At 43.0% G+C, this 13,943-nt stretch carries 11 protein-coding genes; 7 read left to right on the forward strand and 4 right to left on the reverse strand.

Annotated elements, in window-relative coordinates:
* Positions 1-163 precede the first annotated feature (163 nt).
* Positions 164-592, forward strand: a complete 429-nt coding sequence (locus tag IEW05_RS23990) for an SRPBCC family protein (protein WP_188542412.1) — start codon at positions 164-166, stop codon at positions 590-592.
* Positions 593-762: 170 nt separating this feature from the next.
* Here IEW05_RS23990 and IEW05_RS23995 read toward each other — a convergent pair whose 3' ends face one another.
* Entirely contained in the window at positions 763-3,012 is a 2,250-nt protein-coding gene (locus IEW05_RS23995) for an MMPL family transporter (RefSeq protein ID WP_229753722.1), read from the reverse strand.
* 171 nt (positions 3,013-3,183) lie between these two features.
* Between IEW05_RS23995 and IEW05_RS24000 the strand changes: the two genes are divergently transcribed.
* The 3 genes from IEW05_RS24000 to IEW05_RS24010 all read left to right on the forward strand — a co-directional run bounded on the left by IEW05_RS24000 (position 3,184) and on the right by IEW05_RS24010 (position 5,704).
* Complete coding sequence (locus IEW05_RS24000) at positions 3,184-3,801, forward strand: TetR/AcrR family transcriptional regulator (protein WP_188542413.1); 618 nt, start codon at positions 3,184-3,186, stop codon at positions 3,799-3,801.
* 29 nt (positions 3,802-3,830) lie between these two features.
* Positions 3,831-4,133: a hypothetical protein gene (locus IEW05_RS24005; protein ID WP_188542414.1), complete on the forward strand. Its 303-nt coding sequence runs from the start codon at positions 3,831-3,833 to the stop codon at positions 4,131-4,133.
* Positions 4,134-4,441: 308 nt separating this feature from the next.
* Positions 4,442-5,704, forward strand: coding sequence for an MFS transporter (locus IEW05_RS24010; RefSeq protein ID WP_188542415.1), 1,263 nt, complete (start codon positions 4,442-4,444; stop codon positions 5,702-5,704).
* Between the two features lie 88 nt (positions 5,705-5,792).
* Here IEW05_RS24010 and IEW05_RS24015 read toward each other — a convergent pair whose 3' ends face one another.
* Both IEW05_RS24015 and IEW05_RS24020 read right to left on the reverse strand, forming a co-directional pair.
* On the reverse strand, positions 5,793-6,725 hold the full coding sequence (locus IEW05_RS24015; protein ID WP_188542416.1) for a manganese-dependent inorganic pyrophosphatase: 933 nt from the start codon (positions 6,723-6,725) through the stop codon (positions 5,793-5,795).
* 417 nt (positions 6,726-7,142) lie between these two features.
* Positions 7,143-9,251, reverse strand: a complete 2,109-nt coding sequence (locus IEW05_RS24020) for a glycosyltransferase family 39 protein (protein ID WP_188542417.1) — start codon at positions 9,249-9,251, stop codon at positions 7,143-7,145.
* A gap of 262 nt (positions 9,252-9,513) precedes the next feature.
* On the opposite strand from IEW05_RS24020, the gene IEW05_RS24025 reads away from it, so the two are divergent.
* Together IEW05_RS24025 and IEW05_RS24030 are read left to right on the forward strand one after the other, a co-directional pair.
* The gene (locus IEW05_RS24025; protein ID WP_188542418.1) at positions 9,514-10,200 is read left to right on the forward strand and encodes a response regulator transcription factor; all 687 of its coding nucleotides are present in this window, start codon (positions 9,514-9,516) and stop codon (positions 10,198-10,200) included.
* Positions 10,197-11,711 (forward strand): sensor histidine kinase, encoded by a 1,515-nt coding sequence (locus tag IEW05_RS24030; RefSeq protein ID WP_188542419.1) that lies wholly within the window; start codon positions 10,197-10,199, stop codon positions 11,709-11,711. The genes IEW05_RS24025 and IEW05_RS24030 overlap by 4 nt, the downstream gene beginning before the upstream one ends.
* A 73-nt stretch (positions 11,712-11,784) precedes the next feature.
* Here the strand turns inward: IEW05_RS24030 and hflX are convergent, their stop codons facing one another.
* Complete coding sequence (gene hflX / locus IEW05_RS24035) at positions 11,785-13,056, reverse strand: GTPase HflX (RefSeq protein WP_188542420.1); 1,272 nt, start codon at positions 13,054-13,056, stop codon at positions 11,785-11,787.
* Between the two features lie 459 nt (positions 13,057-13,515).
* On the opposite strand from hflX, the gene IEW05_RS24040 reads away from it, so the two are divergent.
* Positions 13,516-13,941: a DUF2500 domain-containing protein gene (locus IEW05_RS24040; protein ID WP_229753726.1), complete on the forward strand. Its 426-nt coding sequence runs from the start codon at positions 13,516-13,518 to the stop codon at positions 13,939-13,941.
* Positions 13,942-13,943: the final 2 nt, after the last annotated feature.

The following is a 13,943-nucleotide window of genomic DNA, read 5'->3' on the forward strand; positions in this document are numbered from 1 at the left end:
TACAAATCCCCCTCTGCAACGAACGAGGAGAAGGAATACGAGAATACCTCATCGAATAAGAAAAATATGTTGATCAAATCGTGCCTGTTTACTGTAACCGACACGAATACCAAACTTAGGCTAGCATCAAACATAAATTATTGCAGTTAGAAGGGAGTAAGGTATGGCAAATATCGAGCACTTGCAAACCGTAAATGTACCAGCGTCGAAGGTATATGAAACATTAACCACCGCTGAAGGACTGTCGGAAATATGGACCAATGAACTCATTATTAATAATCAAATTGGCTTTATTAATGAATTTCGATTTGGCAGCAATGACATAACTAAGATGAGAATAGAGGAATTGATCACTAATAAAAAAGTCGTTTGGCAGTGTATAGATTCAGATTCAGAATGGATTGGTACGATTATTTCCTTTGATATTCAAGAGAAGAACGGGAAGTCTTTTATTACTTTGCGTCATACGAACTGGAAAGAAGTAACACCATTTTATCGCTCCTGTAACTACAACTGGGCTATTTTCCTTTATAGTCTCAAATCCTATTGTGAAGATGGCGATGGTATCCCCTATCATAAACGTAAGTTTTAATAATTTAAGTTATGCGGCTCATTCCACTCATGGGGAACGAAAGCTTAATAAACCACCTTTTCACCAAGGTGGTTTTCTTATGGTCGAATTTCAACATTAGAATTTAACATATCCATTCACAAAAGAACTCCGGAATCTAATGATTTCCGGAGCTCTCTACATGAACGCAATTATTTAGCTTGGCTATGTTCAACTCTCTGAGCCTTTCCTTCTGCCGTTCCCGGCCAAAACGCCCATTTACCTAACAACATCGTTATTGCCGGAACGAGCAGTGGACGGACAATAAATGTATCTAGCAATACACCGATGGCGCAAATCGTACCAAAATGTACTAATACCTGAATCGGCAGTGTGGCTAGGACAGCAAAAGTACCTGCCAATATCAAGCCCGCCGAGGTGATGACTCCTCCCGTTTCCGACACGCCTTCACGAATGGCTTCTTTGAGCGGCATGCTCTTTCTCTTCTTCCAGATACTAGAGATCAAGAAGATGTTATAATCCTCACCCAATGCAACGAGGAATACGAAAGCATATAGAGGAATGAGACCCTGAATCGCACTGGCACCCATTACATCATGAAGAACAAACCACCCTAAGCCAAGAGCCGAGAAGTACGATAATACGACGGTCAAAATCAAATAAATCATCGCAATGATCGACCGTAGATAGACTAATAGCAAGATTGCGATCAAACCGATTACGATCGGAATAATCACCTGTTGATCACGTGCATTCGTCTCCTCCGTATCATACTGGGTTGAAGTTAGTCCCTGGACCCAAACTTTATCCTCCGGTGATGTTATGCCTGCATCCTTCAAGACCTGCACCGCAACACTTCGTATATCAGGAATATGCTTCATCGCTTCATTGGAATAGGGATTCATACTAAATTCTAAGTCTACAGCGTGAATATTACTATTGTTCTTTCCTTGTGTGATATCTGACACTTTGCTGAGATAAGGTAGATCAGAGAAAGCTTCCTTAAGAGGAACTTCACTACCTTGCGTATCTACCATAAGTTTAACTGGTGCCAGTTCCCCAGGGGTGAATTTTTCTGCTATAACCGCGAATCCTTCTCTGGAGGGACTTTCTTCGGGAAATGAAGACATGATATCCACAGTATATTCAATGCGGAATGTATTCATAGCAAAAGCTCCAAGCAGCACTAAAGTAACAACTACAACCATCCACGGTCTTTTTGTAACAATCTTACCGATCCAATTGCCGACTTTTTTATTTGATTTGACGATCTTGGGCTGAGTCTTCCCATTCTCCCGTGCTCGTTCAGCCTCCATCTCTGGTGTACGGGGAATTTGCGGGAAGAAAGAAACCCTTCCGAAGATTGCCAGCAATGCGGGAACCAAGGTAAGGCTCGCAATGCCCATGATCAATATCGAAAGACTAAACGGTATAGCAAAGCGATGTACAGCTCCATACTTAGCGAATAACAATACAAGTAATGCCATGACAACGGTAAATCCACTCATCGCAATGGCACCGGATGAGTCCTTGAATGCTCTTACCAGAGCCTTTGTTTTGTCGTCTTCTTCTTTTAATAGTTGTCTGAATCGCGATATTAGGAACAAGCAATAGTCCGTTCCCGCACCAAACAGCAAGACGGTCATGATCGAGATTGCTTGTGAATCCACTGTGATCCAGCCCAAATCAGCCATTTTCCCTAAGATAGGGCTAGTCACTCCATATGCAAAACCTACAGCAATTAAAGGTATAATAGCCAAAATGGGAGATCGATAAATTAACAGCAACAGTACCAACACCAATAATACCGTAGCCATGAGTAGTGTCACATCTGCATTAGAGAATAAACCTACTGCATCAAGTGAGACGCCAGCGGGACCAGATACACGAGCGGATAACTGTCCTTGTTCGTCAAGCTTAACCGAGAATGGATCACTCCCAAATTCAGCCTTCGCTTGCTCCTGAATCTTCGCCACTCCAGCCTTAATCTGGTCAGAATCCGTGCTCTTATCGAAAAAGAAAGGTAAGACAATAGCTGAGCCATCCTCGGAAGCCTGCTGTTTCAGTGCAGGTAAAGGAATACGATCAAAAGGCACCACCAATTTCTGCCCTTCCACTGGATTCTGTGTGAAGTAAGCTGTTAATTTCTGCAGATTCTCATAATCCTCATCGAGGAGTCCACCATCCCTTTTCCATACGAGTAACGCCGGTAAACCAGCTTCGCTTGGAAACTCCTGTTCAGCCAATAATGTTGCTTGCACCGATGGCTGCTGGGAATCAAGGTTTGCAGCATTGTTATCTTCTTTCTGATTGACTCCCGGCAATGCTACACTGAGCACCCCTGTAAGTAATATCCATACGACCAGCGTAATCCATTTTGTCCTTTTCCCAGCAACAAAGTGGCTTATACTCTCCAGTAAGTTAGCCATTAATTTTCCCATCTCCCATTTCTCTTTTTTTTGAGAGTGACATATATCACTTTATTAATTATATATACCGGATGGTTAATTATCAATCACATAAAAATATTTTTTTATCCAACGCCGTGTTTTGTCCTCTTTAAATAGCTTATGATATAATAATTCGTTAGTACTAGGTATAGAGGTGATCGGATGAAGCCCTTAAACAAACGGCCCCTGGGAAGGCCTCCCGTACAGCAGGAAGGCTTGCCTACCTCCAAACATATTTTATTTAACGCCTCCAAACTCTTCATGGAAAAAGGATTTGAATCCGTTTCAATGAATGAGGTTGCTAAGCAAACTGGTGTAACTAAAGCAACGGTCTATTATTACTTTCCAACCAAGACAGACTTATTCGTAGCTTCGATGATCGAGGTGCTATCCCGTGTCGACGAACGAATCAGAGTACTTCTAGAGCAACCCGGCAGCTTCTACAATCGATTGATTCATGTTGCAACAAACTACTTAAAGGTCCCTCAGGTCCATATGGATGGAATGCTTGAAAAAGTGAAACACCATTTAACAATAGAACAGCACCAACAATTGATCGCACATGAAAATGCATTATTTCAACGATTGCAGGAGGGCTTTAATTCTGCCAGCAAAAATAATGAAATCGTATGCGACAATCCTGTACTAGCCGCTCATATTTTTGTGTCCATGCTAAAGGTTGGGGAACGTAAATATACCGATGATGAGAAATTATTTGCATCCCCGGAGGAAGCGGCTGAAGGAATCGTATCCTTTCTATGGAGAGGAATTCATAAATAATTTGCATGTTAAAGGATGAGAATAAAATTATGGCTTTTGGCGTCAAAAGAGAAGAACTTCAAGCCTGGAAAGAGGCCGTGTCCCGAGGGGAAATTGCTTTTTTGACTCATTTTTGGCTAGATCCCCGTTTTCCTGGAATAACTACTGTAACCAAGGTAGGTTGTTCAGATTTGCAGCGCCTTGCATCATGGTGTACCGAGCACGACCTTCCACCTGAGCATATTCATCATCGTTCTCCGTTTCCCCATTTCGATCTCATCGGTCCAAAACAGTCAGAGATCCTCCGCCAGGAACAACTTTGGGACCAACTGGAACGCTTCAAATTACAGTAAAATATATGAGGATGGAAGCAATAAATTACAGTACTCCCTAGATGTCCTTTAGGGGATACTGTTTTTTTTGGCAATTTACATAAAAGGAGCTAGGGCTTGAGACGGAGGAAGAATACATCTTGAGCCGCTGTTGTCACGCTTCCTTATTAAATAAACTGTTAATAACATGTTCACCGGGTACATATGCTTCAAGTTTTAGTAGTAAACATTTAAATAAAATTTTTCACTTCACAAAGGTACTACATTAATCTAATGTATATTATGGAGAATTATAACAAGAGAGAAGACCATATTGAAGGGAGATTTCCATGTCCAGTAATGAAAATGCTTCACCCGTTTCTGAAAGTTTATTTCGTAATCGGTTCTACCAAACGGTCCTTATTTCGAATATCTTTCTACAGATTGGTATTTGGGTTAGAAACTTTGCTATCCTCATGTTTGTAACGGATCAGACTAACAATGACCCTCTGGCCATTTCACTTATTTCTGTAGTAGAATTTGCTCCAATCTTCGTATTCTCGTTTATCGGAGGGGCCTTTGCAGACCGTTGGAAACCGAAGAGGACCATGATTTGGTGTGATTTTCTGTCCGCGGTTTCAGTATTCGCAGTGCTACTCACTCTATTGTATGGATCATGGGAAGCCGTTTATTTTGCAACATTTGTCTCAGCTATCCTATCGCAATTCTCGCAGCCTTCCGTCATGAAGCTGTTTAAGCAACATGTTCATCCCGAGAAATTACAGCAAGGGATGGCCTTATTCCAGTCATTAGTTGCCATCTTCATGGTGCTTGGCCCATCACTCGGTATATTCTCATACCATCAATTCGGAATCAAAATTTCGATAGGCGTTATGGGTGTCGCTTTCTTATTATCTGCAGTAGTATTATTCCGACTACCTCCTGATGTGGAAGTACAGAAACATCCAGATCAACAGAAATCCAAATTGTTACGCGAACTAGCCGATGGCTTCCTCTATGTATGGCGTAGTCCAGTATTGAAGGTACTTGGAATTACATTTGCGATTGCAGGGTTCTCCATAGGTACGATTCAGACATTATCCTTATTCGTTGTTACGGAACGGTTAGGTCAACCAAAAGAATTCCTGCAGTTCCTGATGATGATCAATGGAATCGCCATGTTAATCGGAGGCGCCGCCATCGTAACACTCGCTAAAAAGTTTGCTCCCCAGATGTTGCTGGCTTTTGGTATAGCGGTTAGTGCTGTATGTATCGTGGGTATGGGCTTCTCCACCAGTGTTCCATTAACTTTAACTTTGCAGTTCATTAATGGTCTGACTATGCCCTGCATCCAAATCGGTATTAATACGATGATCCTTCAGTGGACAGAGCACTCTTATGTAGGCCGTGTTAACGGCGTACTGAGCCCGATGTTTATGGGAATGATGGTTATTATGATGTCTTTAGCTGGTGTACTCAAAAAGTTCTTCCCGCTAGTCGAAATCTTCGCCGTTTCCGGGATTGTGATGCTCGTGGGTGCGATCATTCTTATTCCGATATTCAAACATAAACCACTTCCTGCACTCACCCCAGAAACCGCTAATCCTTCTTAACATAAAATCGTTCACATGAAAAAGAGTCCTGATCAGAGGATCCACTTGGATCACCTGTTATCAGGACTCTTTCTTCTAACCTACTGAATTATCGCTTATTAAAAATATCCGTTAGTACCGGAACAATTTGCGATTTACGGGATACAACGCCTTTAAGAATAGCTTTGTTATCGGCCAATTTCACGCCGTAAGCCTGTTCAACAGCAGCGGCATCTTTACCAAGAGCCAATCCCACGGAATCATTGTTAAGAATATCTGTTACGACAAAGAGGAATAAACCTAGTCCTTTGCTCTCGATGATCTCGTTCAGAGCAGACTCAATCTCCGCTTGGCGTGATAGTACATCATTTACATCTACTGCATTGACTTGAGCGATTTCTACTTTCGATCCACCCATATCAAATTCCTTGGCATCAAGGGAGATAAGCTGCCCAATCGTTTTGTCACTCAGGTCAGCCCCTGCTTTCAACAGGTCCAAACCATATTCATCAGCATTTACACCAGCAATGTCCGCAAGTTCGCGAGCTGCTTTAACATCCTGCTCTGTGCATGTAGGTGATTTAAACAAGAGAGAATCCGAGATAATAGCAGACAACATAAGCCCAGCTATATTACTAGGAACGCTAATTCCATTTTCTTTATACAATTTATTAAGGATTGTTGCTGTACAACCAACGGGTTCAGCACGATAGTAAAGTGGTCCACTCGTTTCGAAGTTCGCGATACGGTGGTGATCAATTACCTCAACGACCCGAACTTGATCAATGTCAGCAACGCTTTGTTGGCGTTCATTATGATCGACTAGAATAACGTCTTTGACCTCCCCAGCAGCTGCCTCGATGACCCGTGGTGCTTGGAATCCAAAACGATCCAGAGCAAACGCAGTCTCACCATTAACGTTGCCTAAGGCAACAGGTTCAACGTTCCAACCTAGCTTGGACTTCAAGTCCGCATAAGCTATAGCTGAGCAAATAGTATCCGTGTCAGGATTTTTATGACCGAAAATCAATACTTTATCCATCTAATTACTCTCCTTTTCGTCATTAACTTAGAAAAGTATATCTCAGATTCAGATGGACAATCAAGATAACAGCAAAGATTTAAGTATTTTTCACAAAATTCCCTTATAGTGTGTGTTCAAAAAGTTAGATTTTCAGCACCAGAGCTTATGCTTACGATGTAGCGTTTATTTCAAAACGCCTCAGAAGGTTGGATAATGCTAGGGGCTGAGGAGCAGAGCTACACGTTTTCGGAGAAAACGACTACGGACGCATACGCTGGCAAAACCTACGTGAGCACCTGAAATGTTTCCTTAGGAAACATACTTCGAAAGCATATGCTAGTCCCGGCTGAATCCAAGATTCGATGTCGAATATGCCTCTTGTTCTACCTCGTGATCAAAAGATGACTTTTTGAACAACCTCTACTATTGTCCACCTTAGTTTCCTAATGTCACTTCATATAGTGTCGAGTTACTCACCTGTATTTCCTTCCCATGTTCTTTAATCCAATCTGTTATTTCTGAGCTACCACCACGGCCTCCCTGTGATATCATAAAAAATTTCACTTGGCCGCTAGCCACCAGATGCGCCAATTTGTCCGTAGTATACACGGGGTCTGACCCAGAATAACCACCTAAAATAATGACGTGCTCCCCTTTATCAATGATATATGGGGCTGCCGTTCCATAATTCGCAGCTGCGAACAAATAGGTTTCGCCCGTATTGTTCTCCTTCAAATAGGATAACAAGTCGGAATTCACCCCTTGGCTCGAATTGCCCCCCGGCATACCACCGCCACCAAAGACGTTACCCATTCCTATCCCATTTCCGATTCCTTTTCCTATGCTAAAATCCTTACCACCTACTAGTCCCATACCATCATGTCCAGCAGATCTTGAAGGGCCTGCCTGAGGGAGTTGGCTATTCTGGCCATAAACGATCGGTGTAGCGGACCAGAATAAAGGCCCAATGAGTAGAACTAGAAGACCGATCAATGCAGACCAGTAAGTGATATTTCGCCCCTTTCCTCTCACTACAATTAACAAACCTGCTGCTAGCACCCCTGCGATAAGTATCCCCATCGACCAGTAAGCACCAATTGTATCGTCATATGGCTGGATGATATACCATTCTAGTAACGCAGTTGTTACAATCGCTGTAGGTAATAACCAAGAAGTCCATCCGCTTTTGCCCGAAAAAGACTCCCATAGAGAAGTCCAACCCGCTCCGACAAGCGCTGCTACGGGTGGAGCAAGCATGATCAAATAGTACTGGTGAAAAAATCCGGCAACACTGAAGAAAGCCATTCCAGGTATTAGCCACGCGAGCCAAAATAAGCCTTCTTTGTGTCTTGGAGTGAAATTATTTCTGCGTAATCCACTAAATAAGGCGATGCAAGCCCAGGCTGCAAATGGAATGAGCCAGCTCGTTTGCCCAGATAACCCCGATTGAAATAACCGGAACACACCTTTCTCACCTGTACCAAATATATTACCGCCACCATTTGAGAAACCTTTAGGATTTGCCCCTCCACCTATAAAACCATTACCCTGCATAATCCCGGGAAAAGGAGACTCCGTTCGTTGAGTACCTCCTCTTAAAGTAGTTTCATTCAGCGGCGCGTCTTCCTTACCAATAAATTGTCTCGTACGACTGTCTGCTGCGTCGCTACCTTCCACTTTATCCATCTTGTCATCTACCGATGGGACCGTTGCCTCAACACTATGGGATACACTTCGTATAACCCCGCCGCCTTTATTTCCAGTCAAACGGGCGATACCGTTATAACCAAAAGCAAGCTCGAGTACGGAATTTGTCTGGCTGCTGCCAATATAAGGACGCTCATTTTCAGGAATTGAATCAACTATGACCGCCCATGACAACGAGACCACAATTAACATAACTGTGGCACCCGCAAGAATACTTAATTTTTTCTTCCAATTCAGTTTAACAGCAAGTAAATAGAACAAATAAAACGCAGGTACTACCATATAAGCTTCAAGCATTTTCATGTTGAATCCTACACCAATAACAGCGAAAGCCCCAAGTATACTCCAAGTCTTATTTCCTCTAACTCCTCTAAATAAAAACCACGTACCAAGCAGAAGATCAAATACTAACATACTGTCGATATTATTCGTTCTACTTACAGAAGCTACAATAGGAGTACAAGCTAATACGAGCGCCGAAAGTCTGGCAGCGGTAAGACCAAATGTAGGTTTGATCAATAGATAAATGAGCCATACTGAACCTACTCCCGTCAAAGCCTGAGGTAGAATTACACTCCAACCATAAAGCCCGAAGACATAGGCAAAGATACTCTGAATCCAAAATGTAACCGGTGGTTTATCAACTGTTACTGACCCCGCTGAGTCCAATGAGGCGTAGAAAAAGTTATGGAAGCTCTGAAGCATGCTGCCTACGGCAGTCGTGTAGTATGTATTTACGTAGTGGTCTCTCCAAATGCCGAATCCATTTAAGAATGCTGCTAACAATAATGTTAAAACGATAGGGATATCCACTCGATGCTTTTTAACAAAGCCCATCTAATCTTCCACTCCTCTAATATATAGGTTTGATAAAAAACAATTTAACTTACATAATGTAGACAAAAGCATTCATCGAGATAACAATATCCATTGTTATCCAATTTTCTGAAGCTTACATGAAAGAAAGCTTAACTTTAGCTGAAAAATTTGAATTTTATTCTGACATTCAGTCATCACTCAGGTAGTCTTCAGCAGGCGCTCAGCCTGGTCATAGATAATAAATTTGCAGAAGCAGCTTTCAAATTGGGAGGCCCATAATATGAACAACACAAAAGGAATCAAAATTATGCTAGTCGATGACGAACCACATATTCTTCAATTCTTGGAATTTGGTTTGGCTAATGAAGGCTTCGAAGTACGAACTGCTATTGATGGGATGAGTGCTATTAATTTGGCAGCAGAATTCCATCCTCATATTGTGGTACTCGATGTCATGATGCCTGGAATGGATGGGTGGGAAGTTTGTCGACTTTTGAAAAAAAATATGAGTAACATCGCCATTATTATGCTGACAGCCAAAGATGAGGTTGATGATCGCGTAAAGGGGCTAACGATTGGCGCCGACGATTATGTGGTGAAACCCTTCAGTTTTGAAGAACTACTGGCCCGCATTGGAGCGCGGTTACGGAATCAATTTCCGGCTCTGTTTGGGGAAGTCATGCTGGGGCCCTTTCGCATTGATGACCGTAGGAAAGAGATCACCTATCTGGAGCAAGTGCTGGAGCTGTCTCCAACGGAATATGAGCTCCTTAAATATTTAGTAATTAATCAAGGTATTGTACTCAGCAAAACCACTATCCTAGATCAAGTATGGGGCTATGATTTTGGGGGAGAGGAAAATATCGTCGAGGTATACATCCGTTCCCTGCGCGAGAAATTGAATGACAAGGAGCACAAACTCATTCGAACGCTACGAGGCGCTGGCTATCGCGTCGATCTGCCATGAAGATTAAATGGTTCGATCGATTGAAGGGGCTCGTGTTTCCACGTTCGCTTCGCTTTCAATTGCTCTCTCGCTCCTTGTTCATCTTGGCAGCACTGCTCATTCTCATTGGATCGTTTCAATACGTTCTGATGAAAGACTTCCTATATCGCAATCAATCGGATACATTGATTTCGCAAATGAGAAGCATACCGAAGAACCTGTTTGGGATTAATCCCCCTTCCCTAGATCGAAGAGGTGAAGGAGTTCCAAGCTCCGATATATTGACCCCTGATAATAGAGGGTATAATAGAAGCCCTGTCTTTTTCTTTCCCGGCACCTCGATGGCCTATATAAGTGAAGATGGAAGCTTTACGGACTTAACAGATGAATATGGGATTCCGTCCCCCCGTCTTTCCGACAAAGATTATGCTGAGGTTACTAAGAAGCCAAGCAAAGAGAACCAAGGCGTATACCACGTAGTTCAAGACGTCGATGGAAATGAACAACTCGTCGTGAGTACAGCTGTTGGCGGACCCGATAACCACAACGGGATCATTCAAATGGGTACGCTCACCGCCCCACTACGCGAAGTGGCTCTGCGACAACTCATGACTTTCGGATCCCTTTCACTTCTCGCACTCGCAGGAGGTTTGATGCTATACCTACCGATTTTGCGCCGAACTTTGAACCCACTTGACCAGATGATTAGCACGGTTGAGGATACCAATGCTGGCAACTTGAATAACAGGTTTCCCGACACGCTAGGGCAATCCGAAATCGATCGGTTAGCGAAATCATTTAATGGGATGCTTGAACGACTAGAGGAGTCCTTTGAAGCTGAACGGGAAGCAAAGGAGCAGATGAGACGATTCATCGCCGACGCTTCGCATGAACTACGTACCCCTCTTACATCGATTCACGGATTTGTGGAGGTACTTTTACGTGGTGCCGTTGATAGACCGGAGCAATTGAATGCCGCATTGAACAGCATGCATGGGGAATCCAAACGCATGAAGAAGCTTGTAGAGGATCTGCTGATGCTGGCCAAATTAGATCGTGCTCCGGAGCTTCAGGTAACCGAGACTAACTTAAATGAACTTATCGCAGAAATGGAACCAAGTCTGCAAATCCTCGCAGGAGACCGAACATTCATACTGAAAATAGACTCTTGCAGGCCGGGTATGTACGATTCTGATAAAATTAAACAGGTCATTCTGAATCTATTCCATAATGCAGTCCAGCACACGGATCCTAAGGATGGAATGATTACTCTTACCTTGTCTGGTTACAAGGACCGGGTCAAATTAACGATTAAAGATAACGGGCCGGGGATCCCTAAGGAGCATCTACCGCATGTCTTTGAACGATTCTATCGCAGTGATTCATCCCGTACACGCAAGCAAGGTGGTGCTGGTTTAGGTCTCGCCATATCCCATTCCATTATCGAAGCCCATGGAGGCAGCATTAGCGTCTACAGTGAACCTGGTGATGGTGCTCTGTTTCAAGTCGTCCTTCCAACTATACTGACCTAACATCAAAAAAGGCCGTGGGGCCGCACATTGCATGTGCTTGCTCCACGACCTTTTTCTACGTGTATTTATTCAACTATTCTGTTGCTTCAACAACATACTGCTTATATTTCCCGTAATCACTCAATCTGCACTCCATGCTTATTTTCGTTCCTGCTTCTTCATATTCTGTCGACAGGATATGTGCACTCTCATTTAAATAAGACACAACAGCCCCTTGATCATAAGGAATTAACATATCACAACGGATATAATCTTTGAAGATTCGTTCTCTAATCGCCTCCACTAATTCAGGAATTCCGATTCGTGGTTTGGCGGCAAGGTATATCTTATCTCCCTCAACTTGAGGAATATGTCTGTCCGTGAGATCAGATTTATTATAGGCATAGAGAGTCGGAATGTCTGTAATTCCAATTTCCTTTAGGGTTTGAATGGTAATATCGATCAGACGATCGTACTCTGGATTGCTATAATCCACCACATGAATGAGCAAATCCGCCTCAGCCACTTCTTCAAGTGTTGAACGAAATGCTTTGATCAAATGATGCGGTAGCTTACTGACAAAACCAACGGTATCCGTGAGTAGAAAAGACTTATTGTCTGGCTGTGGAATGTTACGTACTGATGTTTCCAGCGTTGCGAACAACATGTCTTTCTCAAGGACTAGCTTCTCAGGAGCTGTGCTGAACTGCTCCATCAACGCATTCATAATCGTCGACTTCCCTGCGTTTGTATAACCTACGAGTGAAACAACGGGCACATCATTTTTTTTACGTTGTTTACGTTGTGTTTGTCGATGGGATACAAGTACCTCCAACTCTTTGCTCATAACCGTGATCTTCTCTTCAATCCGGCGCCGATCCAGCTCAAGCCGTGTCTCACCAGCACCACGGTTCTTGGTTCCAACTCCCCCGCTCTGCCGACCTAACGACTCACGAAGCCCGATCAAGCGAGGTAGCATGTATTTAAGCTGTGCAATCTCGACCTGCAATTGAGCTTCTCTCGTCTTCGCTCTTCTTGCAAATATATCGAGGATCAAAATCGTCCGGTCGATTACCTTGCACTGCAAATCAGCTTCAAGATTACGAATTTGCGAAGGGGACAACTCGTCATTGAAAATCACAAGATTACCCTCTTGCCCTTCCAGCAATGCTAATACCTCACCACTTTTTCCGGTACCGATGTAATGAGATTTATTTACGCGAGGCAAATTTTGTGTCATCGTTCCTACGACCTCAATATCACAGGCCTCAGCCAAATTCGCCAGCTCTTCCATCGAATATTCGAAGTCTTCCTGGTGATTCAGATTAACTCCAACTAATATCGCTTTTTGTTCTAATTGTTCCATAAACTGCATTCCTCCTAGAGAAAAAAATAAAAACACAGGCAGCAGGCCTGTGTAGAATGCAAACGGGATAACAACAAAATGGCGGACCTACGGCGTAATAAACGCTTACCGTAAGCGACGTCAACAAGTCGGTATATTCTATTCTAAAGTTCCCCTTATCATAGCAGACCAATCCCGTTCACCCTGCACAGGAGCAGAGCCTTTGAGCACTATTCAATTAGCCGCGCAAAGTGGAAAAACGGAATTTAATGTATAACACGGGGAACCCTCCGTTCAAGTAAATTTGAAACCAGTTTAACATATTTTATATCTATTCACAATGTACCGGGTAACTGAGAGTGGATTACACTTTAATATTTTACCGAAACATATCAGACTCTATACCGTAAAATAGAATAACAAACGACGAAGACTGTAGTTATGCAATCAATCATCGACATAAGTTATAAAGGAGGAAAAATGATGTCAGGTTTCCCTTCACCTGGTGGTGGCGGTTTTGAATTCATGAGCACGTTATTCCCGATCTTTTTCATTATCGTACTTGGCTTGATTATCTTTAGCATCATCCGAAGCGGTGCACGATACGTCAGCAATGCCAGTTCACCACGAAAATCGATATATGCGACCATTATCTCCAAACGAATGGACGTTCAGAACCATGCCCATACCCATGCAGGCGACAACATGCATACCACGCACTCTTCGCGCACTTACTACTACATCACGCTGCAGTTTGACAATGGAGAACGTAAAGAGTACTTAGATGTCAAAAATATTTACGGACTAGTTGCCGAAGGCGATATAGGATATGCGGCAACACAGGGTGATTGGATTGTTGCATTTGAACGTGATATGCAAGTCAGCCCCGGGGGTAGTCGATTTTAATC

The sequence above is a fragment of the Paenibacillus segetis genome (assembly GCF_014639155.1).
Taxonomy (GTDB): domain Bacteria; phylum Bacillota; class Bacilli; order Paenibacillales; family Paenibacillaceae; genus Fontibacillus; species Fontibacillus segetis.

Excerpts from the sequence above, each read along its gene's own strand:
- IEW05_RS23990 (WP_188542412.1), top strand. The coding sequence starts at position 164 with ATGGCAAATATCGAGCACTTGCAAACCGTAAATGTACCAGCGTCGAAG.
- IEW05_RS23995 (WP_229753722.1), bottom strand. The coding sequence starts at position 3,012 with ATGGGAAAATTAATGGCTAACTTACTGGAGAGTATAAGCCACTTTGTT.
- IEW05_RS24000 (WP_188542413.1), top strand. The coding sequence starts at position 3,184 with ATGAAGCCCTTAAACAAACGGCCCCTGGGAAGGCCTCCCGTACAGCAG.
- IEW05_RS24005 (WP_188542414.1), top strand. The coding sequence starts at position 3,831 with ATGGCTTTTGGCGTCAAAAGAGAAGAACTTCAAGCCTGGAAAGAGGCC.
- IEW05_RS24010 (WP_188542415.1), top strand. The coding sequence starts at position 4,442 with ATGTCCAGTAATGAAAATGCTTCACCCGTTTCTGAAAGTTTATTTCGT.
- IEW05_RS24015 (WP_188542416.1), bottom strand. The coding sequence starts at position 6,725 with ATGGATAAAGTATTGATTTTCGGTCATAAAAATCCTGACACGGATACT.
- IEW05_RS24020 (WP_188542417.1), bottom strand. The coding sequence starts at position 9,251 with ATGGGCTTTGTTAAAAAGCATCGAGTGGATATCCCTATCGTTTTAACA.
- IEW05_RS24025 (WP_188542418.1), top strand. The coding sequence starts at position 9,514 with ATGAACAACACAAAAGGAATCAAAATTATGCTAGTCGATGACGAACCA.
- IEW05_RS24030 (WP_188542419.1), top strand. The coding sequence starts at position 10,197 with ATGAAGATTAAATGGTTCGATCGATTGAAGGGGCTCGTGTTTCCACGT.
- hflX (WP_188542420.1), bottom strand. The coding sequence starts at position 13,056 with ATGGAACAATTAGAACAAAAAGCGATATTAGTTGGAGTTAATCTGAAT.
- IEW05_RS24040 (WP_229753726.1), top strand. The coding sequence starts at position 13,516 with ATGATGTCAGGTTTCCCTTCACCTGGTGGTGGCGGTTTTGAATTCATG.